Here is a 23,452-nt window from a genome sequence, read left to right as displayed (position 1 = left end):
CGCCGCGGCCTGAGCGAACCGGTCACGCCGCGGCCACCGCGCGTCGAACCGCGCCGAGCCGGTCGGCGCGGCAGGGCACAATTGGCTTCATGTCGCGTCGCGTCACCTCCACGCTGCTGGCCAGCGTCCTGCTCATGGCCGGCCTGGTCGGCTGCTCCGCCGACGCCCGCAAGACCGAGAGCTGGCGGGCGCCGGCCGAGCCACCGCCCGCCGCCACGCCGACGCCGCAGGTACCCGCCGGGACCGCACCGAAAAGCGCCTTCGGCGTCGGCGTACGCCAGCTCAAGCTGAACCGGGACGGCCGCGCGCTGCCGGTGACGCTCTGGTATCCGGCGGCCGGGGAGGCCGGCGGCGCGGTCAAGCGGTCCGCGGCGGCGGCACAGGGCCGGTTTCCGGTGGTGATGTTCAGCCACGGCCTCACCGGGCGGCCGGAGGACTACGCCACCCTGCTGACCCGCTGGGCGGCGGCGGGCTTCGTGGTGGCCGCGCCGACCTTCCCGCACACCTCCCGGGGCAGCGACGGCAACATCCTCGACGTGCTCAACCAGCCGGCCGACGTGTCGTACGCGCTGACCCAGGTGCTGGCGCTCGACGGCAAGGCCGGCGACGGGCTGCGCGGCCGGCTGGCCACCGACCGGGTCGCCGCGGCCGGGCACTCGGCCGGCGGGGTGACCACCATCGGCCTCTTCACCGCCAGCCGGGACGAGCGGCTGGACGCCGGGGTGGTGTTCGCCGGTACGGCCGTCGGCGTGGGTACGGCGTTCGCAGGGGCGACCGCGCCGCAGCTGTTCGTGCACGGCGAGCTGGACGAGGTGGTCGACTACGCGGCGGGCAAGGCGGCGTACGACAAGGTGCCCTGGCCGAAGGCGCTGCTCAGCCTGCCCAAGGGCGACCACGGGCGGGCGCTGCTCAGCGACGCCGCGACGCTGCGGGTCGTCTCGGACACGTCCGTCGAGTTCCTGCGCTGGTCGCTGTACGGCGACGCGGAGGCCAAGAAGCGCATCCCCACCGACGCGACGCGCGGCGACATCGCCACCTTCGACGATCACCTCTGAGATCCCGACCGCTCCGACCGCTCAAGATCGCGCATTAACCAGGAAATAGTGGCCTCCCACGACGCGGAGGCCACTATTTCCATGATGATTGCGCGATCTTGGGGCTGGGCTGGGCCGGCCGGCCGGGCGGCGTCCGGCGGGGGCACGACGTGCGTCAGGCGGTGTGGTCGATGACGATCTTGCCGAAGGTGTCGCCGGAGTGCAGGCGGGCGAAGGCGTCCTCGACCCGGCTGAACGGGACCACGGTGTCGATCACCGGGCGGACCTCATTCTCGGCGCAGAACGCCAGCAGCTCGTACAGCTCCTCCGGCGTGCCCATCGAGGTCCCCAGGATCTCCAGCTGCATGGCGAAGACCCGGCGCAGGTTGACCGACGGCTGGTGCCCGGCGGTGGCGCCGGAGACCACGATCCGGGCCATCGGCGCGGCCGACTTCAACGAGTGGTCGAACGTCGCCGCGCCGACCGTCTCGATCACCACGTCGACCCGCTCCGGCAGCCGGGCACCGGACTCCAGGGCAGTCGCCCCGAGGGCGGTGATCCGCTCCCGCTTGGCGGCGTCACGGCTGGTCGCGTACACCCGCTTGCCCATCGCGACAGCGAGCGCGACGGCCGCGGTCGCGACGCCGCCGCCCGCGCCCTGCACCAGCACGCTGTCGGCGTCCGCGACGCGGCCCTTGGTGGTCAGCATCCGCCACGCGGTCAGCCAGGCCGTGGGCAGGCACGCCGCGTCGGTCGCCGCCATGCCGTCGGGCAGTGGGATCAGGTTCGACCGGGGTACGGCGACCCGCTCGGCGAGGGTCCCGGCGAAGTGCTCGGACAGGATCGAAACCCCGCGCGGGTCACCCGGGGTGACGACGACCGGGTAGACGACCATCTCGTTGCCGTCGGCGTCCACGCCGACCGCGTCGCAGCCGAGGATCATCGGCAGCTGGGCCTCGGTGAGACCGACGCCGCGCAGCGACCAGAGGTCGTGGTGGTTGAGCGAGGTGGCCCGTACCTGCACGGTCACCCAGTCGTCCTCCGGGTGGGTCGGCTCGGGCCGCTCACCGACGGTGAGGGCGGCGAGCGGATCGGCATCGTCGAAGCGGGAGGCGAAGGCGGCACGCATGATCGGCACGGTAACAAGCTGAGCGCCCGTTAAGAAGGGCCCCGCCTACCGGCGGGCGACTCCGTCGCGACGGGCCGCTTCGGCGACGGCCTCGGCGACGGCCGGGGCGACGCGCGGGTCGAGCGGCGACGGGACGATCGCGTCGGCGGTGAGCGACTCGGCCACCACGCCGGCGATGGCGTCCGCGGCGGCGACCTTCATCCCCTCGGTGATCCGGGTGGCCCGCGCGTCCAACGCGCCCCGGAACACCCCGGGGAAGGCCAGCGCGTTGTTGATCTGGTTGGGAAAGTCGCTGCGGCCGGTGGCGACCACCGCGACGTGCCGGGTGGCCACCTCGGGGTGCACCTCCGGGGTCGGGTTGGCCAGCGCGAACACGATCCCGCCGGGTGCCATCTGGGCGACGGCCGCCTCGGGGATCTGCCCGCCGGAGACGCCGATCAGCACGTCCGCACCACGCAGCGCCTCGGTGATGTCGCCCTGGCGGCCGTCGGCGTTGGTGCTCGCCGCCAACTCGGCCTTGGTGCCGGTCAACTCGGTGCGGTGCCGGCCGATGATCCCCTTGGAGTCGCAGACCACCACCTGGTCGGGGTTGACCCCACCGGCGACCAGCATCTTCGTCACGGCCACGCCGGCCGCGCCCGCGCCACTCACCGCCACCCGCAGGTCACCGAGCTTGCGGTTGAGCAGGGTGGCGGCGTTGCGCAGCGCGGCGAGCACCACGATGGCGGTGCCGTGCTGGTCGTCGTGGAAGACCGGGATGTCCAGCGCCTCGTCGAGTCGGCGCTCCACCTCGAAGCAGCGCGGCGCGCTGATGTCCTCCAGGTTGATCCCGCCGAACGACGGGGCCAGTGCCCGCACCACCGCGACGATCTCGTCCACGTCCTGGGTGTCCAGGCAGACCGGAACCGCGTCCACCCCCGCGAACTGCTTGAACAGCACCGCCTTGCCCTCCATCACCGGCAACGCGGCGCGCGGGCCGATGTTGCCGAGCCCGAGCACCGCCGACCCGTCGGTGACCACCGCGACGGCGTGCGACGCCCAGGTGTAGTCGTCGGCCAGGTCGGGGTCGGCGGCGATCGCCTCACACACCCGGGCCACACCCGGGGTGTACGCGAGGGAGAGGTCCTCGCGGCTGGTGAGCGGGACCGTCGAGGTGACGGCCATCTTGCCGCCCAGGTGCAGTTGGAAGACGGGATCAGCAGGGTCCACGGTGGACGAAGACATGATGGTGACTCCAGGATCTGTCGAGCAGACGGGGCGGCCGGCCCGGCCGCGAGGTGGGCGGCGAGCAGTGGCACGCGGTGCGGGGGGTCACCCGGGCACTTTCCGAGCATAGTGTCGGTACCGTCACTCGGATGTGAGCAGGGTCATAACGTCCGACGGTGCACCCGTCCGGGGCGGGGCCAGTAGCGGAACAGCACCCTCCCGCGCACGTCGGCCACCCCGTACGCCCGGGAGTCGTCGGTGACCAGATCGTTGTCGCCGCGCAGCCACCAGCCGCCGTCCTGCGGTCGTACCGCCCGCTTCACGACCAGCAGCTCGGGACGCGTCCGGAAGACGGCGACCACCACGTCACCGGGTCGGATCGGGCGCCCCCCCGAGCGGACCAGCACCGCGTCGCCGTGCCGCAGCGTCGGCGCCATGGACGGGCCGGTCACCGAAACGGGCGTCAGCGGCCCGCGCAGGTGCGGTGCCTCCGCCGGGTGATCGGCTCGCACTGGTTTCACCTCCACCCGGTTCGGGGAGCATTCCCAGGAGTAATGTCGCCTTTGATCATCGCAAACTTCCCATGGAGGATCCCGATGCGACTTCCACGCATCCTTGCGCCCCGCGTCACCGCGAGCGCTCACTGCGACCTGCCGTGCGGCGTCTACGACCCGGCCCAGGCCCGGATCGAGGCCGAGTCGGTCAAAATGATCTGCGAGAAGTACCAGGCGAACACCGACCCGGAGTTCCGCACCCGGGCGGTCATCATCAAGGAGCAGCGCGCCGAGCTGGTCAAGCACCACCTGTGGGTGCTCTGGACCGACTACTTCAAGGCGCCGCACTTCGAGAAGTACCCGAACCTGCACACCCTGTTCAACGAGGCCACCAAGCTCGCCGGCGCCGGTGGCGTCAAGGGCAGCCTCGACCCGGCCACCGCCGACAAGCTCCTCGCGAAGATCGACGAGATCGCGAAGATCTTCTGGGAGACCAAGAAGGCGTGACCAACGCGGTCATCCCGACGATCCGGCCGGTACGTCCCGAGGACGTGCCGGCCGTCGTCGCCATGGTGCACGAGTTGGCGGAGTACGAACGCGCTCCCGACCAGTGCCACCTCACCACCGAGCAGCTCACCTCGGCGCTGTTCGCGACTGCTCCGGCGCTCTTCGGCCACGTCGCGGTCGACGAGCGCGACCAGCCGGTCGGCTTCGCCCTGTGGTTTCTCAACTTCTCCACCTGGGCTGGCGTGCACGGCATCTACCTGGAGGATCTCTACGTATCCCCGGCCGCCCGGGGCACCGGCGCGGGCCGGCTGCTGCTCGCCACGCTCGCCGACATCTGCGTACGACGGGGTTACCGGCGGCTGGAGTGGTGGATGATCGAGTGGAATCCGGCTGCCGGTTTCTACGCCTCCATCGGCGCCGAGCAGATGAGCGAGTGGGTCCCCTACCGGCTCAGCGGTGACGCGTTGCGCGACCTGGCCGCTCAGGCGGAGGCCGCCGACACGCGCCCGAACGACTGACCGGGTAGAGTCCCCGACCGGGGGGATGAGGCGTGACTCAACTGACCGGCCAGCCAGCGACCGACGACGACGTGGTGCACCTCACGGTGCCCGCCGACGGCGGTTACCTCGGCGTGCTCCGCACCGCCACCGCCGGCCTCGCGGCCCGGTTGCAGTTCGCGCTCGACGAGATCGAGGATCTGCGGATCGCCGTCGACGAGGCGTGCGCCATGCTGCTCGCCATCGCCACCCGCGACGCCGAGTTGGAGTGCCGGTTCTCGGTCACCAACGACGCGCTGACCGTCGAGGTGACCGTGCCGACCGTACGCGGGGCAACGTTGCCGGCCGAGTCGTCCTTCGCCTGGAAGGTGCTCACCGCGCTGACCACGTCGGCGTCCGCCACGGCCACCGACGGCCGGGCGACCATCTCGTTGCTCACCCGCCGCTCCGGCGGCTACTGACCGACGCACCCCGCCGACCCCGCCCAGCCGGGGCCGCGGGCGAATCCGTTGCCTCCCGCCCGTGCGGCGGGGTCACTCGAAGCCGAGGGCCTTCGTCGTGGGCGGGCTGACGAGCAGCCAGCCGACGCCCAGGCCGAGCGCCATCAGCGGTACGCCCAGCCAGCCCAGCCCGGCCTGGATCATGAACCAGCCGATCGGCAGCAGCATGAGCTGAAGGACGATCGCGGGGGCCCGCGCGCCGGCCTGTCGGCGCAGCAGCGCGCGGCCCAGCGCCCAGAGCGCGACGGCCGCCCCGACGGCGAACGCGGTCACCAGCAACGCCGACGCCAGGTCGGTGGTGGTGGCGGTGAGGTCGGCCCAGACCAGCCAGACCGCGATCAGCCCGACGGCGACCGCCTCCGCCCAGAGCAGCCGCACCGCCCAGCGGAGTGTGACGGGAACCGGGGCCGAGTCGATGGTCACGCGCGCCACGATACCCGGGCTATCGAGAGGTACAGTGCCGCCCATGCGGGCCGTCCTGGTGGTCAATCCGAAGGCCACCACCACCAGCGAACGCAGCCGGGACGTGCTTGTCCGGGCGCTGCGCAGCGAAGTCGACCTCAGTGTGCGCTACACCCGTCGCCGGGGGCACGCCATGGCGCTGGCCCGGGAGGCCGCCGTGGAGGGGGTTGATCTCGTCGTCACCCTGGGTGGTGACGGCACTGTGAACGAGGTGGTGAACGGCCTGATGGCGGCCGAACCGCCGGCCGGCGTCGAGGGCGCCTCGATGGCGGAGCGACTGCCCGCGTTGGCCACCGTTCCGGGCGGTTCGACAAACGTGTTCGCCCGCGCGTTGGGCCTGCCCCGGGAATGGCCGGAGGCGACCAGCATGATCCTCGAAGGGTTGCGCCTGGGCCGGCACCGCACGGTCGGGCTGGGCCGCGCGGACGACCGCTACTTCACCTTCTGCGCCGGGTTCGGCCTGGACGCTGCGGTGATCCACCGGGTGGAGCAGGCGCGGCGGAAGGGGCGGGTCTCGACTCCGGGGCTCTACCTGCGCTCGATCATGAACCAGTACTTCTTCGCCTCGGACCGGCGGCATCCGGCGATCAGCCTGGAGCGACCGGGTGAGCCGGCGGAGGACGAGCTGGCCACCGTCATCATCCAGAACACCGCTCCGTGGACGTACCTGGGCGACCGCGAGGTCAACCCGAACCCGGAGGCGTCGTTCGATCTCGGCCTCGACGTGCTGGCACTGCGTCAGCTCCGGGTGGCTAGCACAACACGGACAGTCACCCAGTTCCTGTCCCGGCGGCCCGATCCGAGCGGTCGTCAGGTGTTACGACTCCATGACACAGCGGAGTTCACCCTGCTCTCCAGCCGCCCGCAGGCGTTCCAGCTGGACGGCGACTATCTTGGCGAGCGGGAGAAAGTCAGATTCGCATCCATTCCGGCCGCACTCAGAGTAATCTGCTAGGTCTCGGGTACTGCCCTTGGTCGACGCGGCGCCGCAACCGCGCCGGCAGGTGCCGCCACACCGAGGGGCAGGTGCCGGAAATGTCAGCAATGTCACGCAGACTGTACTATATTGATCCTCGGCTGTGGCACGGCGGGTAACCAGGAACGCACTGGAACCCGGACAAATGGGTTGTGGGCTTGCTCACCGCTTGGAGTTTTTCCGAGCGTCACCCTTGACATCACGAGCGTTCGTGAAAGTATTCACAAGCGAACTTGAGTTACCGGGACATTGCCTGGATATGCTCGTCAGGTTGAGCTGTTCCAGCAGGTCTCCGAGGCTAACCGCCTGCTCACGCACTGCCGAATGGTCAGACGCGAACGGTCACCTTAGGCACTGCTGATGCATATAGGAAAAGCACTACCCGCAATAAATTGCCACCCATCCAGAATGAGGAGTGTTGCCGCCATGGACTGGCGTCACCATGCTGTCTGCCGCGACGAGGACCCGGAACTGTTCTTCCCGATTGGGACGTCCGGACCGGCTCTCCTGCAGGTCGAGCAGGCCAAGGCCGTCTGCCGGCGCTGCTCCGTGACCGACCAGTGCCTGCAGTGGGCGCTCGAGTCCGGTCAGGACGCTGGCGTCTGGGGCGGGATGAGCGAGGAGGAGCGGCGCGCTGTGAAGCGGCGCGGCGGCCTCCGGGTGCTGCGCGCTCACTCCGCCTGATCCCCAACGACACAGCTGCACGCCCCGGCAGGTCCGCCTGCCGGGGCGTACTGCTGTCCCGTGCCCGCCAACCCGCCTGAGCCGTCAGCGGCTCCGCCGCCGTCTGCGCCAACCCGGCTGAGCCGCCTGACCCGTCAGCGGCAGAGCCGCCCGAGCCGCTGAGCCATCAACCCGTCGGTGCCAGCGCGTGCCGGTCGTCGACCCGGCGTAGCACCAGCTCGGCCAACTCCGGCGCATCCGTGAGCGGGGCCGCCACCGCCACCGCACCGGCCGCCCGAGCCGAGTCGGCCACCGCGTCGTGGAACAGGCCCGGCGCGAGGAAGTACGCGGACACCGCCACCCGGCGCGCGCCGGCCGCCCGCAGCCGGGCCACGGCCACACCGGTCGTCGGTGGGGCCGCCGAGGCGTACGACACCCGGCAGGGCACCCCGAACTCCGCGCCGAGCGCGTCCGCCACCCGGCCCACCGAACGGCGCGCCCGGGCGTCCCGGGTGCCCGCGGCGGCCAGCACCAGCGCGTCGAAGCGCCCCGGGCCAACCTCGACGAGCCGACGGCGCAGCCCCGCCAGCAACGCCGGCGACACCGTTCCGTCCGCCGGGCCGAGCACGTCGGTCACCCGTACCGCCAGTGGGGGCCCGGCCTCCGTCGCGGCGGCGACGGCCGCCGGAATGTCCACCCGGTGGTGGTACGCGGCGGTCAGCAGCAGTGGCACGACCACCGCACGGGGATGCCCGGCCTGGGCCAGCTTGCGCAGCACCTCGGTCGGTCCCGGCTCGGTGTGGTCCAGCCAGCTCGCCCACACCGACAGGCCGGGCCGGGCGGCCGACACCGCCCGGGCCAGCGCCCGGGTGGCCTCGGCCGCTCGTGGATCCCGGCTGCCGTGTGCGACAAGCACCACCGGGGCCGCCCCGCCGGCCGCAAACGGGCCGGTCGGGGTCGTCGGTGACGGGGTCAGACGTGCAGCCCGCACTCGGTCTTCTCGAACATGGCCCACCGCCCGGCCCGCGGGTCCTCGCCGGCCTTCGTCCGTCGGGTGCACGGCCAGCAGCCGATCGAGCCGTAGCCCTGCTTGAACAGCTCGTTGACCGGGACGTTCCAGCGGGCGATGTAGGCGTCCACGTCCCCCTGCGACCAGGCTGCGATCGGGTTGACCTTGACCTTGCCGCGCCGCGCGTCGAACGTCACCACAGGCGTGTTGGCACGGGTCGGCGACTCGTCCCGGCGCAGGCCTGCGGCCCAGGCGTCGTACCCGGACAGCGCCCGCTCCAGCGGCTCCACCTTGCGCAGCTGGCAGCAGTCGTCCGGCGACTTGTTGAACAGTCGCGGACCGTACTGGCCGTCCTGCTGCCCCACGGTGAGCCGGGGCCGGATCGACCGGACGTTCACCGGCAGCGTCCGGGCCACCTCGTCGCGCACCCGCAGTGTCTCCGGGAAGTGCAGACCGGTGTCGAGGAAGACCACGTCCACCCCCGGGGCGACCCGGGACACCAGGTGGGCCAGGACGGCGTCGGCCATCGAGCTGGTGACGCAGAAGCGGTCACCGAAGGTCTGCGCCGCCCAGCGGGCGATCTCCAGGGCGGGGGCGCCCTCCAGGTCCTGAGCCGCCTGCTCGGCCAGCGTCCGCAGCTCGTCCGGGCTGCGCCCGGCCGGGTCGGTCGAGGTCTGAGCGCCCGGACCGACCAGGCGCAGGCTCGCGGCGGAGACGAGACTCATCGGGTCACCGCCTGCGAGAGCAGCCCGGTGAACTTCACCGAGAAGACCCGTGCGCAGGCGTGGCACTCCCAGGCGCCGTGCCCCGCCTCGTGCGGCCGTAGGTCCTCCTCGCCGCAGTACGGGCAGTACAGGGGTGCCGCTCGGTTCTCGCTGCTCATCGCAGTTCCTCCTCGTCGACTCTGATCACCCAGTTGGCGAACGTCTCGCCCTCGCTCCGCCCGGCCAGGTAGCGACGGGCCAGCCGTTCCACGTACTCCGGAAGCTCGTCGGCGGTGGTCTTCAGACCGCGCAGCTTGCGGCCGAAACCAGCCTTCTGCCCCTGCGCCATGCCCAGCCCGCCGCCCAGGTGCACCTGGAAGCCCTCCACCTGGCGGCCGTCCGGGCCGACCACCAGCTGGCCCTTGAGGCCGATGTCGGCGACCTGCGTGCGGGCACAGGCGTTCGGGCAGCCGTTGATGTGGATCGAGATGTCCGCGTCGAAGTCGCGCAGCCGCTGCTCCAGCCGGGCCACCAGCTCCTCGCCGCGGGCCTTCGTCTCGACGATGGCCAGCTTGCAGTACTCGATACCGGTGCACGCCATCGTGCCGCGTCGCCAGGCCGACGGCCGGGCCTCCAGCCCGATCCCGCGCAGCGCGTCGACAAGCGACTCCGTCCGCTCCGACGGCACGTCGAGCACCAGCAGCTTCTGGTACGGGGTGAGCCGCACCCGGTCGCTGCCGTGCGCCTCGACCACGTCGGCCAGCTGGGCGAGCTGCCCACCGGAGACCCGCCCGACCACCGGGGCGGCCCCCACGTAGTGCCGCCCGTCGGCCTGCTCGTGCACGCCCACGTGGTCGACCGGCTTCGCCGGCAGCTCCGGGGCGGGACCGTCGAGCAGCGTACGGCCCAGGTACTCCTTCTCCAGGACCTCCCGGAAACGCTCCACGCCCCAGTCGGCCACCAGGAACTTCAGCCGGGCCCGGTTACGCAGCCGGCGGTAGCCGTAGTCGCGGAAGATCCCGACCACGCCGGCCCACACGTCCGGCACCTCGGCCAGCGGCACCCAGACGCCGAGCCGCTGGGCGAGCATCGGGTTGGTGGAGAGCCCGCCACCGACCCAGACGTCGAAGCCGGGCCCGTGCTCGGGGTGGTCGACGCCGAGGAAGGCGATGTCGTTCGACTCGTACGGGGTGTCGACCAGCCAGGAGATGGAGGTCTTGAACTTGCGGGGCAGGTTGGAAAACTGCTTGTCCCCCACGTACCGGGAGACGATCTCGTCGATCGCCGGGGTCGGGTCGAGCAGCTCGTCGCGGGCCACCCCGGCGACCGGGCTGCCCAGCACGATCCGTGGGCAGTCGCCGCAGGCCTCGGTCGTCTGCAGGCCGACCGACTCCAGCCGACGCCAGATCTCCGGCATGTCCTCGACGCGGATCCAGTGGTACTGGATGTTCTGCCGGTCGGTGATGTCGGCGGTGTCCCGGGCGAACTCCCGCGAGATGTCCGCGATCACGCGCAGCTGAGCCAGGCTGAGCTGGCCGCCGTCGATGCGGACCCGGAGCATGAAGAACTCGTCCTCCAGCTCGTGCGGCTCCAGCACGGCGGTGCGCCCGCCGTCGATGCCCGCCTTGCGCTGGGTGTAGAGGCCCCACCAGCGGAAACGGCCGCGCAGATCCTGCGGGTCGATGGAGGCGAAGCCGCGGTGCGCGTAGATGTTCTCGATGCGGGCCCGGACGTTGAGCGGGTCGTCGTCCTTCTTGATCCGCTCGTTGGGGTTGAGGGGCTCGCGGTGGCCGAGCGCCCACTGACCCTCACCCCGGGGCCGGCGTGGCGCCCGGGCCGGGCGGGCCGTCGGGTCCTCGGAACGGGCCGGGATGCTGCTGACCGCCATCGCGGCGTCCTCCGTTGTCTGCTGTGCCTCGGGCTACGCGGGGCGCGGCGGCCGGCCCGCATAGCGGGCGGGACAACGGTGTCTTCAGACAGCCGGCGCGGAGCGCGCCCGAGACGGATTGGTCGGGCGTCGTCAGTAGGCCGGACAGATCGCGCTGCGCACGCGGCCGTAATCAACGTGGCGACGAGCCACGAAGCGGCGGACGACTGCGGCGGTCATGGGCCCATGCTGCCACACCCCATGGGGGCCGGCCAATGTCCGCGTGCTGGATCCCACATCACGGGCCGGAGGTCAGCCGACCAGCTGGTCACCCAGGACAGTTCGGGCATAACGCACCACCCGACCCTGCCGTACGCCGGCGACCAGGCCGTTGTCCCGCAGTGTGGTGAGGTGGTGCGACGCGGTCGCCGGCGCGAGGCCCAGCAGCGCGGCCAGCTCGCCGGTGCTCAGCGGCGAGTCGAGCAGGGCGAGCGCCGCCGCCCGCGTACCGCCGAGGAGAGCGCTCAGCGCCGCGCTGGGCGGCGGCGCATCCCACAGCCCGCCCAGCCCGGTGGGCGGATAGCAGAGGGCGGGCCCGGCGTCGCCCTCCGTGATCGCGTGCACCGTCGGCCCGGAGAACGCGGTGGGCAGCAGCGTCCACGGGCGTCCGTCCAGGCCGGTCGGGCGGGTCGTGCCGACGGCGACTCGCAGCGCCGCGCCGTCCCACCGGATCAACGGGTGCAGCTCGCGGAGCAGGGTGCGCCCACCCTGCTCGGCGGCGAGTAGCGTCCGCCGCCGGATGTCGGCCAGCGCGAGCGCCCGCAGCCGGGGCCAGTCCGGTGCGATCAGCAGGGTGAAGTACCTGTGGAGCTGCGCGACCAGCTCGTCCGGGGCCAGCCGGGGTGCGCCGGCCCGCTCCAGTTGCCGCCGCACCCGGGACGGGTCGGTGCCGGCGACCGCCCGCAACTCGGCGGCCAGGTTCGGCGCCGCCCCGACCGGGGTGAGGAAATCCGGCACGTAGCCGTTGGACGACCGGAGCACCGCCAACAGCGGTTCCAGACCGGCATCCGGCAGCAGCCGCTCCGCGCGCTCCCGCCACGGGCGGTGCATCCAGTACTTCGCGGGCTTGCGCAACGCACAGGAGCTGGCCACCAGCTCGGCCAGCGGCGAGTGCACGAACCGGACCCGGCTCAGGTCGTCGGGCGAGAACCGAACCTCGATCACCTATGGATTCGACCACGTTCGAACGGTTCGGCGACAGCGCGGGGCGGCCCGAGGATCCTGGTATGGAGTACAGGCAACTGGGCCGGTCGGGCCTGCGCGTCAGCGCGGTCGCGTACGGCAACTGGGTCACCCACGGCAACCAGCTCGACGACGACGCGGCCGCCGCGTGCGTGGCCGCCGCCCTGGACGCGGGCATCACCACGTTCGACACCGCCGACCGGTACGCCCAGGGGCGGGCCGAGGAGGCGTTGGGCAGGGCGCTGAGCGGCGTCCGGCGCAGCTCGATCGAGCTGTGCACGAAGGTGTGCCTGCCGGTCGGGCCGGGGGCCAACGACGCCGGGCTGTCCCGCAAGCACGTCATCGAGAGCTGTCACGCCTCGCTACGCCGGCTGGGCACCGACTACATCGACCTCTATCAGGCGCACCGGTACGACGACAGTGTGCCGCTGGAGGAGACGATGCTGGCCTTCGCCGACCTGGTCCGTCAGGGCAAGGTGCTCTACGTCGGCGCATCCGAGTGGACCGGCCCGCAGCTGCGCGCGGGAATGCGGCTCGCCGCCGAGCTGCACCTCCCGTTCATCGCCAACCAGCCGCAGTACTCGATGCTGTGGCGGGTGGTGGAGGCCGAGGTGTCGCCCGCCTGCGCTGACCTCGGCCTGGGCCAGCTCGCCTGGTCGCCACTGGCGATGGGCGTGCTGACCGGCCGGTACGAACCGGGCGGCCGTCCGCCCGCCGGCTCCCGGGCCACCGACGGCTTCGGTGGCTCGTTCATCGCCCGCTACTCCTCGGATCTGCTGCTCTCCCGGGTACGCCAGCTCCGGCCGATCGCCGAGGCCGCCGGCTGCACGATGGCCCAGTTGGCGGTGGCGTGGGTGCTGCGCCGTCCGACGGTGGCGGGCGCGATCGTCGGCGCGTCCCGGCCCGAGCAGCTCGCCGAGACGGCACGGGCCGCCACGGTACGGCTCGACGACGAGCTGATGGCCCGGATCGACGCCGTACTCGACGAGCTGGTGGAGCGTGATCCGGCGAAGACCGCCCGTCCGAACGACGTGATGCCCGCCTGGCGCCCACCGCCTGCCGCCGGCTGACGCCCACGGCGGGGGTGGCCGTGGCAGGCTCGGGCCGTGGGGCAATTGTCCGAGAGGTCGGTTGGGACGGCGTGGGAGCACCTGCGCCGCCTGCCGGTCTGGCTCCCCCCGGCGCTGTTGACCCTGGCGGTGACGGTGACCGGGCTGGGCTCCGCCCAGCTCTGGCGCGACGAGCTGGCGACCTGGAGCGCGGCCACCCGGTCGCCCCGCGACCTGGCCCGCCTGGCCGGCACCATCGACGCCGCCACCGGGCCGTACTACCTGCTGATGCACGGCTGGACCAGAGTCTTCGGCGACTCCACCATCGCCCTGCGGGTACCGGCCGTGCTGGCGATGACCGCAGCCGCCGGGTTGCTCGCCGTGCTCGGCGCGCAACTCGTCGACCGGCGTGCCGGCCTCTTCGGGGGGCTGCTGTTCGCGGTGCTCCCCGGCACCTCCCGCTACGGTCAGGAGGCCCGCCCGTACGCGCTGGCCACCATGCTCGCGGTGCTCGCCACCCTGCTGCTGGTGACCGCGCTGCGCCGACCGAGCTGGGCCCGTTGGGCCGGTTACGCCGTCGCCGTCGCCGCGCTCGGGCTCATCCATCTGATCGCGCTCACCCTGCTCGCCGCGCATGCGCTGGTCGTCGTCATCACCTGGTGGCGTGGCCCGGCCGCCGTCGGCATCGCCTCGCCGGTCGCCGGGACCACGCCGACCCACCACACCGCGCCGGTCCACCACACCACCCCGACCCACGACAGCGCGCCGGTCCACGACAATGCGCCGGTCCACGACAATGCGCCCGTCGGTCGTCCCGGCGGCCGGGACGGGCGGATTTGGCGGTGGGTGATCGCCCTGGTGCCGGCCGCGCTGGTGGTGACCCCGTTGCTGCTGCGCGCCCGCGCCCAGCGCTCCCAGCAGTTGAGCTGGGTCGATCCGGCCCGGCTGGACGACCTGAGCGCGCTGCCCGGCGGCGTGGCCCAGAGCAGCGTGGTGGGCGGTCTGCTGGTCGGGGTCGCCGCTCTGGGCGCTGCCCGGCTCGGGCGGCGCGCCCTGCTGCCGGTGAGCGCGATGCTGCTGCCCGTGCTGCTGCTCTTCGCCGTCGGCACGGTCGTACCCCTGTGGGTTCCTCGGTACCTGGTCTTCGTGGTGCCGTTCGCGTGTCTGCTGGCGGGCGCGGCGCTGGCCGCGGTCGCGGCGCCGGCCGCTCTTGTCGTGGTGGTCCTGGCCGCGCTGCTCGGCCTACCCGACCAGGCCGCGCTGCGCCGGACCCACGAGTGGCCGCGCAGCGCGCCGGTGGACTACGCGGGCGCGGCTCAGGTGATCGCCGACGGCCAACGCCCGGGGGACGCGGTGGTCTACTCGCCCCGGCACAGTTGGCTCTTCCTCGACCTCGGCATCGAATACCACCTCGGCGACCCCCCACGCGACGTGCTGGTCACCGAGGACGAGGTCCGCCGGGGCGATCTGTGGGCCGCCGAGTGCCCGCAACCGGCACAGTGCCTGGCCGGTACGACACGAGTGTGGCTCGTCGTCTCCGGCCGGCACGCCGAGCCGCTGGCCGCCGTGCCCGGCGCCAAGGGCGACGCGCTGCGCACCGACTTCACCGTCACGCAGGTCTGGCAGCGTGCCGGCCTGACCGTCGCGCTGCTGACCAGCCGCCCCGATCGCTGACCCACCGGCCCAGCCCGGTCGTCGCCTCGGGCCGATGCCGCCCAGGGTCGGGGGGCTCGGCGCGACAGCCTGGACACCCCGCCAGCCGTCGCCCGTCAGCCGCCACACCTCAGTAGGCGATATACCTGTGAGTCATATTTATGACTCACAGGTATAGGGCTCCAAACGACATGACTGCCCGGCCGCGCCGCGCCGGCAAGCCGGGACGGTAAACGCGCCACCAACGCCGGACCGCGAACGCGTCACCAACGCCAGAGCCCCAGCGGCCGACGGAGGCGTAACCGGGCGGGGGTCAGGCTTGTGCGCGGCCTTCCGGGGCGTTGCGGGCCAGCGGGACGACGAGCAGCGCCTCGGTGCCGCCCTTGGCGCCCGCGCGCAGCTCGATGGTGCCGCGCAGCTCGCCGGTGACCAGGGCCCGCACGATCTGGAGACCGAGTCGGCTGCCGCGCTCGGCGTCGAACTCGGGTGGCAGCCCGCGCCCGTTGTCAGTCACCGAGACGTGCAGCATCTTGCGGAACCGGTGCGCCGAGACCACCACCTCCGGTCGCGCCGACGGATCAGACTCGGCGACGACGGCCGGCACCACGCCCGAGGTCGGCGGCACGGGTGCGTCGTCCGTCTCGTCGGCTGGCGGGAAGCCGTGTTCGACGGCGTTGAGCAGCAGTTCGTTGAGGACCATCACCAGCGACGTGGCGATCTCCGCGGGCAGTACGCCGAAGCTGCCCTTACGGCGCATGCCGACGCTCACCTCGGTCGCCGCGACCTCGGTCGCCGCGCTGGCGACCCGGTCGACGATGCCGTCGAACTCGACCGCCTCGTCGCTGGACATCGAGAGCGTCTCGTGCACGAGAGCGATCGAAGCGACCCGGCGGACGGACTCCTCCAGGGCGACCCGGGCCTCCGGCATGGCCACCCGGCGGGCCTGCAACCGCAGCAGGGCGGCCACCGTCTGGAGGTTGTTCTTCACCCGGTGATGGATTTCCCGGATGGTGGCGTCCTTGGTGATCAGTGCCCGGTCGCGACGACGGACCTCGGTGATGTCGCGCACCAGCACGAGCGCGCCGATCGGCACCCCGGCCGGCATCAGCGGCAGGGCGCGGGTGAGCATCGTGGCCCCGCGTGCGTCGATCTCCCGCCGGGGCGGCGCCTCGCCGCGCAACGCCGCCAGGATGCCGTTCGCCGCCTCGGTGCCGTCCAGCGGGTCGCCCGCCAGCCGGCGGTGCAGCGCGGCCAGATCCTCCCCCACCAGGTGGGAGGCGTAGCCCAACCGGCGGTACGCGGACTGCGCGTTCGGGCTCGCGTACGTGACCTTGCCACCGGCGTCCAGCCGGACCAGGCCGTCGCCGACGCGGGGGGCGGAGGTGGTCTCGCCCGGGTGCCGCGGTGGCGGGAAGGTGCCGTCCGCGATCATCTGGGCGAGGTCGTCGGCCGTGGTCAGATAGTTGAGTTCCAGCTGGCTGGGCGTACGCGCGGTGGAGAGGTTGGTGTCGCGGCCGACCACCGCGATCACTTCGCCGGCCTCGCCGTCGGCGGTGCGTAGCCGGACCGGGATCGCCTCGTGTCGGGCCGGCACGTCGCCGTACCAGACCGGGTCGCCCTCCCGCCAGATCCGCCCCTGGGAGTAGGCGACCCCCAGGTGGGCCACCTCCGAGCCGCCGATGATCCGGCCCACCTGGTCGTCCTGGTACGCGGTGGGCGCGGTCGTCGGGCGGACCTGGGCGACACAGAGGAACGTGCCCTCGGCGTCGACCGGCACCCAGAGCAGCAGGTCGGCGAAGGACAGATCGGAGAGCAGCTGCCAGTCGCCGGCGATCCGGTGCAGGTGGTCGATGTCGGCCGGACGGAGATGGGTGTGCTCCTCGGCGAGGTCGCGCAGCGTGGACACGGTGACCAGGGTGCCACGCCGCGCGGCGCCTCACATCGTCGCGGTGACCTTCTTCAGGCCGCGCGGCGCGTCCGGGTCCTCGCCACGGGTCAGGGCCAACGCCAGCGCCAGCCGCTGCAACGGCAGGATGTCCAGCAGTGGCGCGTACCGCTCGTCGACCTCGGGGACGGCGAGCCGGGTGGCGCCCGGCACGTCGGCGGAGCCGACGACCACCACGTCGGCGCGGCGCTCGCCGAGGCGGGGCAGCACCTCGCCCATCGACCGACCACCCGGACCGGAGCCGACGACGGCGAGCACCGGGACCTCCGGGTCGGTCATCGCGAGCGGCCCGTGCAGCAGGTCGGCGCCGGAGAAGGCGAGCGCCGGCAGGTACGAGGTCTCCATCAGCTTCAGCGCGGCCTCGCGGGCGGTCGGGTAGGCGTACCCACGGCCGGTGGTGACCAGTTGGCGGGCGAAGCGGTAGCGCGGCGCGAGCTGGGCCGGGGTGTCGTCGGCGAGCGTCCTGGTGGCCAGGTCGGGCAGCGCGGCGAGCGCCTCCCGCTCGGCCGCCGGGAGCACGCCTTCGCCGGCCCGGATCCCCTCGACCAGCATGAGCAGGGCGAGCAGTTCAGCGGTGTACGTCTTCGTCGCCGCCACCGCCCGCTCGTGCCCGGCGGCGATGTCGATGCTCAACTCGGCCGTCTCGGCCAGCGGGGAGCCGGGGGCGTTGGTCACCGCGAGGGTGAGCGCGCCGGAGGCCCGCGCGGCGCGCAGCACCTCGGCGAGGTCGGGTGAGCCACCGCTCTGGCTGACCCCGACGACGAGCGCGTCGGACAGGTCGGGGCGGGCGCCGAACAGGGTGACCACGCTCGGCGAGGCGAGCCCGGCGGGCAGGCCGAGCCGGATCTCGGTCAGGTACGCGCCGTAGAGGGCCGCGTGGTCGGACGTGCCCCGGGCGGTGAAGACCACGTGTCGCGGTCGACGCTCGGCCACGACAGCCGCCACCCGGGCGATCGCCGCGGCGTTGGCGCTGTCGAGCAGGCGCGCGTAGCCGGCGGGCTGCTCGTCGATGTCGGCCGCCATTCCGGACCCTGCACGTGTCACGAACGCTCCCCTCTTGCGCGATTGCCGCGCGTTTCCTGCTCAGTCTTGCACGTTAGAGTTGACAGCAGCAATTGTTCGAGCAGCAGTGCGCAGTTGATCACTTGATCATCTCAATATCAACTACGCTGGCCCCGCTGTCTGTAGCTGCGACGAGAGGACACCGTGCCAGAGGGAAGGGACGAGCCCGCGCTCTCCGCGACGGAGGAGCTGGCCCTGGCCCGGCTGGCACTGGACGAGGGTGACCTCCACCACGCCGCCGGCCACCTGGCCGGCGCGCTGGCGCGGGCACCCACCCTGCCTGAGGTGCACGAGACGCTGGCCCGCCTCGCCGCGGCCGACGGAGGAGGGCTCGACCTCTTCCCGATCAACCACCACACCTTCGTGGGCGCGGTCGTCGCCCGCGCCCACCTGCTGGCCGCCGCCGGTCGCCCCGCCGAAGGGCTGGAGCTGCTGGCCGCGGCGACCGGTCACACCCCCGGCACCCAGTGGGCGGGCGTGCCGTGGGTGACCGCCTCCGAACTGGCCGAACGGCTGGAACCGGAACACATCGCCCGCGTCCTCATGCAGGTCTGCGCGGCGCTGACCGACCCGGTGCCGAGGGCCGGGCGGAACGCCCTCACGCCGTACCTCACGCTGGCCCGCAACGCCGCCACCGTGCACCCCGAACACGGTCTCCTGCTGGGCGCGGCGTCCGCGCTGGCCCGACGGCTCGGCGAGGTCGCGCTGGCGATCCGCTGGGCCAGCCGAGGAGTACGGTGCCAGCCCTCGAAGATGGGCGAGGTCTGGCTCGGGTACGCGTACCGCAGCGCGGGTCGGACCCGCGACGCCCTCGCGGCGCTCGGCCGGGCCGTCGACCTGGACCCCGACGACCTGGCCATCTACGCCGACATCGCCGGCACCCTGGCCGAGACCGGCCGACTCGACGAGGCGTTGGAGTGGACCGAGCGGGCGCTGGCCCGGGACCCGTCGTTCGACTGCGCGGTGCACACCGCCCACCGGCTGCGGCACCTGCGCGACGGCGACCTGTCCCACCTGGTCGCGCTCGCCGACTTCATCCGTGACCACCCGGACGACAGCCACGAGCACGGCGATCTGGCCCAGTGCTGCCGGGGACGGCCCTGGCTCGGGCAACTGACGCCGGCCGGCGGCCCCCTGGTCGACGCGCTCCGCCGGGCGGTCGCCGACGACGACAACGGCATCGGCGGCGCCGTACGCCTCGCGGCGGCAGCCCCACCGAGCGCCCTACGGACGGCGACGGCGGTGGCGCCCGGACTGCGGATCGAGGTCGCCGGCGCCGCGGAGCCGGACCCGCGCGAGCCCCGACGCCCGTCCGCGCAGCGGCTGTGGCATTTCGCGGAGAACGTGCCGACGCCGGCGCTGCCGGCGCCCTCGGCGGCGGCGGTCGAACGGATCGGACAGGTGGCCCACCCGGCGTGGCCGCACCCGCCAGCGGCCTACGACGCGGCGGTGGGCCTGGCCGGCCTCGACGTCGACGACCTGCTCGGGCTGCTGGTGCACCCGCCCGCGGCACCGGCGAGCGGGCTGGGACGACTGCTGGCCGCCCAGGATCCGTCGATCTGGGTCCGCGGGGTGCAGGTCTGGGCCTGTCTGGGGCTGCTGCACCAGCGCACCGACGAGCCCTGGGCGGGCTCGACCCGACGCCGGGTGCTGGTGGACCTGGTCTGGGGTGTGGAGGACTGGGTCACCGAGGCGGCGCTGTTCGCCCTGATCACCGCCGCCTGGGTGGACCCGGCGGTGCGGCCGGACGTGGCCCGCGTGGTGGCGGACCGGTTGGCCGACGCGGCGGCGGTGGCCCAGGCCCGGCCGGTGCCGATCGCGGTCTCGCTGGCCCACCTCGCGCTGGCCGCCCCCGCCCTGGACCCGGACACCGCGGCACTGGCCACCCGGATGCTCGGCGAGCTGGCCCCCCGAATCCCCCGCCCCCGCAACCCGCTGCGCCGCCTCTGGCAACGGCTGACCCGCCGCTCCTGACCCGCGCGCCGCGCCCTCCCCACCGGGGGACGACGCGGCGCGCGGGTGCCGGGTGGGCTCAGGCGACCGGGGCCTTGCCGAGGGCGACCTCGGCCTCCTCCTCCGGGGTGGCCTGCGGCGGCGCCTCGTTGGCGGTGCGCAGCGGGATCTCCTTGATGAACCAGGCGAGCACCGGGATCACGATGGTGAACAGCACGGCCCAGAGGAACACGTGCGAGATCGCGTCCGAGAGGCCGGTGAGGACCAGCTCACGCGTCTGGGCGGGCAGCTGCTTGAGCTTCTCCAGGTCCATCCCGCCCTCGCCGCCGCCGCTGAACGCCTTGCCGGCGGCGGAGCCGGCGAGCTGGTTGGCGAAGATCGCGCCGAAGAGCGAGACACCGAACGAGCCGCCGATCGACCGGAAGAAGGTGGCCGCGCCGCTCGCCGCGCCCAGGTCCTTCTGCTCCACGCTGTTCTGCGCGATCAGCATGGAGGTCTGCATGAGGAAGCCCATGCCGACGCCCAGCACGACCATGTAGAGCGAGGACTGCAGCTTGCTGGTGTCGAGGGCGAGCATGGAGAGCAGCGCCATGCCCCCGGTCATCACCACGCCGCCGATGATCGGGTACGCCCGGTACCTACCGTTCTTGGTGATCGCCCGGCCGATGACCAGCGAGACCACCAGCATGCCGAACATCAACGGCAGCAACAGCAGGCCGCTGTTGGTGGCCGAGGCCCCCTGCACGGTCTGCTGGTAGAGCGGCAGGAAGTTCATCGCGCCGAACATCGCGAAGCCGAGCAGGAAGCCGATCACCGAGATCAGCGCGAAGTTGCGGTTGGCGAACAGCGCCAGCGGCAGGATCGGCTCCGGAACCCGGCGCTCCACGAGGCCGAACGCCACCAGCGCGACCAGCGCCAGCACGGCCAGGCCGACGATCTGCGGCGAGACCCAGTCGTACTCGTTGCCGCCCCAGGTGGTGAGCAGCACGATCGCGGTGATGCCGACCGAGAGCAGGCCGGCGCCGAGCCAGTCGATCCGGTGCTCGGTGCGGTACTTCGGCAGGTGCATCGTGGTGATCAGCACGAGCAGCGCGACGCCGCCCAGCGGCAGGTTCACGTAGAACGCCCAGCGCCAGGAGAGGTTGTCGGTGATGAAGCCGCCGACCAGCGGGCCGGCCACCATGGCGATGGCCATGATGCCAGCGATCATGCCCTGGTACCGCCCGCGCTCACGCGGCGGCACCAGATCGCCGATGATCGCCATCACGCCGACCATCAGGCCGCCGGCGCCCAGGCCCTGCACGGCGCGGAAGGCGATCAGCTCCATCATGCCCTTGTCGACACCGCCGAACATCGCCGAGCCGGCCATGCCGCAGAGCGCCGATCCGATCAGGAAGATGACCACCGAGGTCAGGAAGACCGTCTTGCGACCGTAGAGGTCGCCGAGCTTGCCCCAGATCGGCGTGGAGACAGTCGTGCCGAGGATGTACGCCGTGACGATCCACGTGAAGTGGCCGGCACCGCCGAACTCGAAGGTGATCCGCGGCAGCGCGGTGCTCACGATCATGTTGTCGAGCATCGCGAGCATCATCGCGATCATCAGCCCGAACAGCACGACCCGTACGTTGGGTCGTGCGCCGGCCTGGGTTGCCTGTGTCATGGGTAAGCTCCCCCCAAAGATTGCCTTACTTACTTGCCGCCCGGCTAGTCACCTTACTAGCCGCACGGTAAGTTGGGTACCAACTGACGGTCAAGTGAATTGGGGGGCGTAGGTGAGGGAGAGCACAGGCGGCACCCGAGAGCGGATCAAGGCCGTCGCGTTGGAGCTCTTCACCGAGCAGGGCTACGAGAAGACCTCGCTGCGGGAGATCGCCGAACGCCTCAACGTCACCAAGGCGGCGCTCTACTACCACTTCAAGAGCAAGGACGACATCGTCGCCAGCTTCGTGGAGGATCGGCTGGATCAGATGGACGCGCTGACCGCCTGGGCCGACTCACAGCCCGCGACCCTGGCCACCCGCCGCGCCCTCATCTCCCGCTACGCCGACACGATGTTCGGCGGCGACATGCCGTCGGTGATGCGCTTCTTCGAGCAGAACCAGACAGTGCTCAAGAGCCTCTCCTCCGGCCAGCAGATGCGTGGCCGGATGATGCGGCTCGCCAGCGCCCTCTGCCGGGGCGACGACTCCCCCGCCGCCCAACTGCGCGCCACCCTGTCCCTGTTCGCCGTGCACACCAGCTGGTTCGCCGTGCGGGCACCGGGCATCACCGACGCCGAACGCCGCCGGCTGGCGCTGGAGGTGGCCGACGAGTTGCTGGCCGCGATCGGCACGGAGCCCGACGAGGACGCGGCCTTGGCCAGCGGTCGGGGCTGACGAGCCGGCCTCAGGCGCGGGGCAGCTCCAGCCGCAGGCCCAGCAGGGCCACGCCCGCAACCGGCGACCAGTCCTTCTCCGGCATGCGGACGAACCCGAGGCGCTCGTAGAGCCGGTGGGCCGAAACGGCCATCCCCGCGCGGACGCAGATGACGACCGCCGTACAGCCCAACTCGGCTGCCCGGTCGACGCACGCCTGGGCCAGCGCCGCGCCCACACCCCGCCCCTGGGCGGCCGGGTCGACTGCCAGCATGCGGAATTCCGCCTCGCCCGGCCCGGACAGCTCGGCGAACGGGGTGCCCGGCAGCACGAAGGTGACCGAGCCGAGCACCGCGCCGGTCGCCTCGTCCACCGCGACCAGCACCTCGCCGCTGGCGGCCCGGGTCGAGACGTCGGCCAGCACCGCCCCGTACCCGTGCTCGCCCTTGAGCTGACCGTCCGCCTCGTACGCGGCCACGGTCAGCCGGGCGACCGCCGGGAAGTCGGCGCTGTCGGCGAGCCGGACCAGAAGCCCGCTCAACCGATCACCGCGATCAGGTCGCCGTCCTGCACGACGTCGCCCTCGTGCACGGCGAGCTGCTGGACCACGCCATCGGCCTCGGCGACGACCGGGATCTCCATCTTCATCGACTCGAGGATCACCAGAGTGTCGCCCTCGGACACGGTGTCGCCCGCCGACGCGACGACCTTCCAGACGTTCGCCACCATCTCGGCGCGGATCTCCTCGGCCATGTCCACGGCCCTCCCTTTTTCGCGATGTGTCTGCCGACGTATCCAATCACGCGAGGGTGGGGCGCGGGAGCGGAGCGGTGCGGCCCGCCGGCCGGGGCGGCCCCGGGGGAAGGCACCGGGTGCCGAGCGCACTACCATCAGCGGGTCGGACCCGACGCCGGGCGGCCGGTGGGTGCACCGGCGCGAGGCCGCGCGCAGCACGGATCCGACCCATCACGAGGAGGTCAGCATGGCGAAGAAGTCCCGCAAGAAGAAGGCCCGCAAGAAGAGCGCCGCCAACCACGGCAAGCGTCCCAACTCCTGAACGCGCCGACGGGCGAGCGCCCGTCACCGGTCAGTCCGACCCGGCGCAGGCCGGGTACGCCGGTGGCCCGGGTCGATCTTCGACCCGGG

General features: G+C 72.5%; 25 protein-coding genes. 11 read left to right on the top strand and 14 right to left on the bottom strand.

The annotated features are described in order from the left end of the window. Positions 1 to 89: 89 nt before the first annotated feature. On the top strand, positions 90 to 1,055 hold the full coding sequence (locus ABZU46_RS16530) for a chlorophyllase (RefSeq protein ID WP_354858485.1): 966 nt from the start codon (positions 90 to 92) through the stop codon (positions 1,053 to 1,055). Between the two features lie 154 nt (positions 1,056 to 1,209). On the opposite strand, the gene ABZU46_RS16525 is transcribed toward ABZU46_RS16530, so the two are convergent. The 3 genes from ABZU46_RS16525 to ABZU46_RS16515 all read right to left on the bottom strand — a co-directional run bounded on the left by ABZU46_RS16525 (position 1,210) and on the right by ABZU46_RS16515 (position 3,881). After that, complete coding sequence (locus ABZU46_RS16525; protein WP_354858483.1) at positions 1,210 to 2,172, bottom strand: zinc-binding dehydrogenase; 963 nt, start codon at positions 2,170 to 2,172, stop codon at positions 1,210 to 1,212. A 36-nt stretch (positions 2,173 to 2,208) separates the two neighbouring features. Beyond that, positions 2,209 to 3,387 (bottom strand): NADP-dependent malic enzyme, encoded by a 1,179-nt coding sequence (locus tag ABZU46_RS16520; protein ID WP_354858481.1) that lies wholly within the window; start codon positions 3,385 to 3,387, stop codon positions 2,209 to 2,211. A gap of 143 nt (positions 3,388 to 3,530) precedes the next feature. Continuing rightward, complete coding sequence (locus ABZU46_RS16515) at positions 3,531 to 3,881, bottom strand: S26 family signal peptidase (RefSeq protein ID WP_354858479.1); 351 nt, start codon at positions 3,879 to 3,881, stop codon at positions 3,531 to 3,533. Between the two features lie 84 nt (positions 3,882 to 3,965). On the opposite strand from ABZU46_RS16515, the gene sodN reads away from it, so the two are divergent. From sodN to ABZU46_RS16500, 3 genes are all read left to right on the top strand, one after another. Beyond that, on the top strand, positions 3,966 to 4,370 hold the full coding sequence (gene sodN / locus ABZU46_RS16510; protein WP_007464694.1) for a superoxide dismutase, Ni: 405 nt from the start codon (positions 3,966 to 3,968) through the stop codon (positions 4,368 to 4,370). Positions 4,371 to 4,432: 62 nt separating this feature from the next. Further along, positions 4,433 to 4,888 (top strand): GNAT family N-acetyltransferase, encoded by a 456-nt coding sequence (locus ABZU46_RS16505; RefSeq protein WP_354858530.1) that lies wholly within the window; start codon positions 4,433 to 4,435, stop codon positions 4,886 to 4,888. 32 nt (positions 4,889 to 4,920) lie between these two features. Continuing rightward, positions 4,921 to 5,328, top strand: a complete 408-nt coding sequence (locus tag ABZU46_RS16500; RefSeq protein ID WP_266245852.1) for an ATP-binding protein — start codon at positions 4,921 to 4,923, stop codon at positions 5,326 to 5,328. A gap of 72 nt (positions 5,329 to 5,400) precedes the next feature. On the opposite strand, the gene ABZU46_RS16495 is transcribed toward ABZU46_RS16500, so the two are convergent. Next, positions 5,401 to 5,790 (bottom strand): hypothetical protein, encoded by a 390-nt coding sequence (locus ABZU46_RS16495; RefSeq protein WP_234588649.1) that lies wholly within the window; start codon positions 5,788 to 5,790, stop codon positions 5,401 to 5,403. Positions 5,791 to 5,833: 43 nt separating this feature from the next. Between ABZU46_RS16495 and ABZU46_RS16490 the strand changes: the two genes are divergently transcribed. After that, on the top strand, positions 5,834 to 6,784 hold the full coding sequence (locus ABZU46_RS16490) for a diacylglycerol kinase family protein (RefSeq protein WP_354858476.1): 951 nt from the start codon (positions 5,834 to 5,836) through the stop codon (positions 6,782 to 6,784). A gap of 447 nt (positions 6,785 to 7,231) precedes the next feature. After that, the gene (locus tag ABZU46_RS16485; RefSeq protein ID WP_007072794.1) at positions 7,232 to 7,489 is read left to right on the top strand and encodes a WhiB family transcriptional regulator; all 258 of its coding nucleotides are present in this window, start codon (positions 7,232 to 7,234) and stop codon (positions 7,487 to 7,489) included. Between the two features lie 166 nt (positions 7,490 to 7,655). On the opposite strand, the gene ABZU46_RS16480 is transcribed toward ABZU46_RS16485, so the two are convergent. The 5 genes from ABZU46_RS16480 to ABZU46_RS16460 form a co-directional block, all read right to left on the bottom strand. Next, on the bottom strand, positions 7,656 to 8,444 hold the full coding sequence (locus ABZU46_RS16480; RefSeq protein ID WP_354858529.1) for a CbiX/SirB N-terminal domain-containing protein: 789 nt from the start codon (positions 8,442 to 8,444) through the stop codon (positions 7,656 to 7,658). Continuing rightward, positions 8,441 to 9,202 carry a phosphoadenylyl-sulfate reductase gene (locus ABZU46_RS16475; protein ID WP_354858475.1) on the bottom strand — a complete coding sequence of 254 codons (762 nt, stop codon included), beginning with the start codon at positions 9,200 to 9,202 and terminating at the stop codon, positions 8,441 to 8,443. Before ABZU46_RS16475 ends, ABZU46_RS16480 begins: the two co-directional genes overlap by 4 nt. Then, positions 9,199 to 9,360 (bottom strand): hypothetical protein, encoded by a 162-nt coding sequence (locus ABZU46_RS16470; RefSeq protein ID WP_354858473.1) that lies wholly within the window; start codon positions 9,358 to 9,360, stop codon positions 9,199 to 9,201. The genes ABZU46_RS16475 and ABZU46_RS16470 overlap by 4 nt, the downstream gene beginning before the upstream one ends. Then, the gene (locus ABZU46_RS16465) at positions 9,357 to 11,069 is read right to left on the bottom strand and encodes a nitrite/sulfite reductase (RefSeq protein ID WP_354858472.1); all 1,713 of its coding nucleotides are present in this window, start codon (positions 11,067 to 11,069) and stop codon (positions 9,357 to 9,359) included. The genes ABZU46_RS16470 and ABZU46_RS16465 overlap by 4 nt, the downstream gene beginning before the upstream one ends. A gap of 291 nt (positions 11,070 to 11,360) precedes the next feature. Further along, positions 11,361 to 12,272, bottom strand: a complete 912-nt coding sequence (locus ABZU46_RS16460; RefSeq protein ID WP_354858469.1) for an ArsR family transcriptional regulator — start codon at positions 12,270 to 12,272, stop codon at positions 11,361 to 11,363. A 62-nt stretch (positions 12,273 to 12,334) separates the two neighbouring features. On the opposite strand from ABZU46_RS16460, the gene ABZU46_RS16455 reads away from it, so the two are divergent. Both ABZU46_RS16455 and ABZU46_RS16450 read left to right on the top strand, forming a co-directional pair. Continuing rightward, positions 12,335 to 13,360: an aldo/keto reductase family protein gene (locus ABZU46_RS16455; protein ID WP_354858468.1), complete on the top strand. Its 1,026-nt coding sequence runs from the start codon at positions 12,335 to 12,337 to the stop codon at positions 13,358 to 13,360. A gap of 36 nt (positions 13,361 to 13,396) precedes the next feature. After that, positions 13,397 to 15,013 carry a glycosyltransferase family 39 protein gene (locus ABZU46_RS16450; protein WP_354858465.1) on the top strand — a complete coding sequence of 539 codons (1,617 nt, stop codon included), beginning with the start codon at positions 13,397 to 13,399 and terminating at the stop codon, positions 15,011 to 15,013. Positions 15,014 to 15,305: 292 nt separating this feature from the next. Here the strand turns inward: ABZU46_RS16450 and ABZU46_RS16445 are convergent, their stop codons facing one another. Together ABZU46_RS16445 and ABZU46_RS16440 are read right to left on the bottom strand one after the other, a co-directional pair. Next, positions 15,306 to 16,898: a histidine kinase N-terminal domain-containing protein gene (locus ABZU46_RS16445; RefSeq protein WP_354858463.1), complete on the bottom strand. Its 1,593-nt coding sequence runs from the start codon at positions 16,896 to 16,898 to the stop codon at positions 15,306 to 15,308. A gap of 30 nt (positions 16,899 to 16,928) precedes the next feature. Next, positions 16,929 to 17,960: an SIS domain-containing protein gene (locus ABZU46_RS16440; RefSeq protein ID WP_354858527.1), complete on the bottom strand. Its 1,032-nt coding sequence runs from the start codon at positions 17,958 to 17,960 to the stop codon at positions 16,929 to 16,931. A 183-nt stretch (positions 17,961 to 18,143) separates the two neighbouring features. Here ABZU46_RS16440 and ABZU46_RS16435 point away from each other — a divergent pair, with 183 nt between their 5' ends. Then, the gene (locus ABZU46_RS16435) at positions 18,144 to 19,973 is read left to right on the top strand and encodes a tetratricopeptide repeat protein (protein ID WP_354858460.1); all 1,830 of its coding nucleotides are present in this window, start codon (positions 18,144 to 18,146) and stop codon (positions 19,971 to 19,973) included. A gap of 58 nt (positions 19,974 to 20,031) precedes the next feature. Here ABZU46_RS16435 and ABZU46_RS16430 read toward each other — a convergent pair whose 3' ends face one another. Then, positions 20,032 to 21,612 (bottom strand): MDR family MFS transporter, encoded by a 1,581-nt coding sequence (locus ABZU46_RS16430; protein WP_354858458.1) that lies wholly within the window; start codon positions 21,610 to 21,612, stop codon positions 20,032 to 20,034. A gap of 112 nt (positions 21,613 to 21,724) precedes the next feature. Between ABZU46_RS16430 and ABZU46_RS16425 the strand changes: the two genes are divergently transcribed. Next, a complete protein-coding gene (locus ABZU46_RS16425) occupies positions 21,725 to 22,327 on the top strand; it encodes a helix-turn-helix domain-containing protein (protein ID WP_354858456.1) in 603 nt (200 codons plus the stop codon). Between the two features lie 10 nt (positions 22,328 to 22,337). On the opposite strand, the gene ABZU46_RS16420 is transcribed toward ABZU46_RS16425, so the two are convergent. Both ABZU46_RS16420 and ABZU46_RS16415 read right to left on the bottom strand, forming a co-directional pair. Continuing rightward, the gene (locus ABZU46_RS16420) at positions 22,338 to 22,847 is read right to left on the bottom strand and encodes a GNAT family N-acetyltransferase (protein WP_354858454.1); all 510 of its coding nucleotides are present in this window, start codon (positions 22,845 to 22,847) and stop codon (positions 22,338 to 22,340) included. Next, the gene (locus ABZU46_RS16415) at positions 22,844 to 23,065 is read right to left on the bottom strand and encodes a biotin/lipoyl-binding carrier protein (protein WP_007464729.1); all 222 of its coding nucleotides are present in this window, start codon (positions 23,063 to 23,065) and stop codon (positions 22,844 to 22,846) included. Before ABZU46_RS16415 ends, ABZU46_RS16420 begins: the two co-directional genes overlap by 4 nt. 166 nt (positions 23,066 to 23,231) lie before the next feature. On the opposite strand from ABZU46_RS16415, the gene ABZU46_RS16410 reads away from it, so the two are divergent. Further along, positions 23,232 to 23,363: a hypothetical protein gene (locus ABZU46_RS16410; protein ID WP_255787660.1), complete on the top strand. Its 132-nt coding sequence runs from the start codon at positions 23,232 to 23,234 to the stop codon at positions 23,361 to 23,363. The last annotated feature ends 89 nt before the right edge of the window (positions 23,364 to 23,452 follow it).

The sequence above is a fragment of the Micromonospora sp. NPDC005197 genome, assembly GCF_040608295.1.
Taxonomy (GTDB): Bacteria; Actinomycetota; Actinomycetes; order Mycobacteriales; family Micromonosporaceae; genus Micromonospora.
This window is presented reverse-complemented; position numbering and strand designations above follow the sequence as displayed.

Coding starts and splice junctions, on each gene's coding strand:
- ABZU46_RS16530 (WP_354858485.1), top strand. CDS start 90: ATGTCGCGTCGCGTCACCTCCACGCTGCTGGCCAGCGTCCTGCTCATG.
- ABZU46_RS16520 (WP_354858481.1), bottom strand. CDS start 3,387: ATGTCTTCGTCCACCGTGGACCCTGCTGATCCCGTCTTCCAACTGCAC.
- sodN (WP_007464694.1), top strand. CDS start 3,966: ATGCGACTTCCACGCATCCTTGCGCCCCGCGTCACCGCGAGCGCTCAC.
- ABZU46_RS16505 (WP_354858530.1), top strand. CDS start 4,433: ATGGTGCACGAGTTGGCGGAGTACGAACGCGCTCCCGACCAGTGCCAC.
- ABZU46_RS16490 (WP_354858476.1), top strand. CDS start 5,834: ATGCGGGCCGTCCTGGTGGTCAATCCGAAGGCCACCACCACCAGCGAA.
- ABZU46_RS16485 (WP_007072794.1), top strand. CDS start 7,232: ATGGACTGGCGTCACCATGCTGTCTGCCGCGACGAGGACCCGGAACTG.
- ABZU46_RS16475 (WP_354858475.1), bottom strand. CDS start 9,202: ATGAGTCTCGTCTCCGCCGCGAGCCTGCGCCTGGTCGGTCCGGGCGCT.
- ABZU46_RS16470 (WP_354858473.1), bottom strand. CDS start 9,360: ATGAGCAGCGAGAACCGAGCGGCACCCCTGTACTGCCCGTACTGCGGC.
- ABZU46_RS16465 (WP_354858472.1), bottom strand. CDS start 11,069: ATGGCGGTCAGCAGCATCCCGGCCCGTTCCGAGGACCCGACGGCCCGC.
- ABZU46_RS16455 (WP_354858468.1), top strand. CDS start 12,335: ATGGAGTACAGGCAACTGGGCCGGTCGGGCCTGCGCGTCAGCGCGGTC.
- ABZU46_RS16440 (WP_354858527.1), bottom strand. CDS start 17,960: ATGGCGGCCGACATCGACGAGCAGCCCGCCGGCTACGCGCGCCTGCTC.
- ABZU46_RS16430 (WP_354858458.1), bottom strand. CDS start 21,612: ATGACACAGGCAACCCAGGCCGGCGCACGACCCAACGTACGGGTCGTG.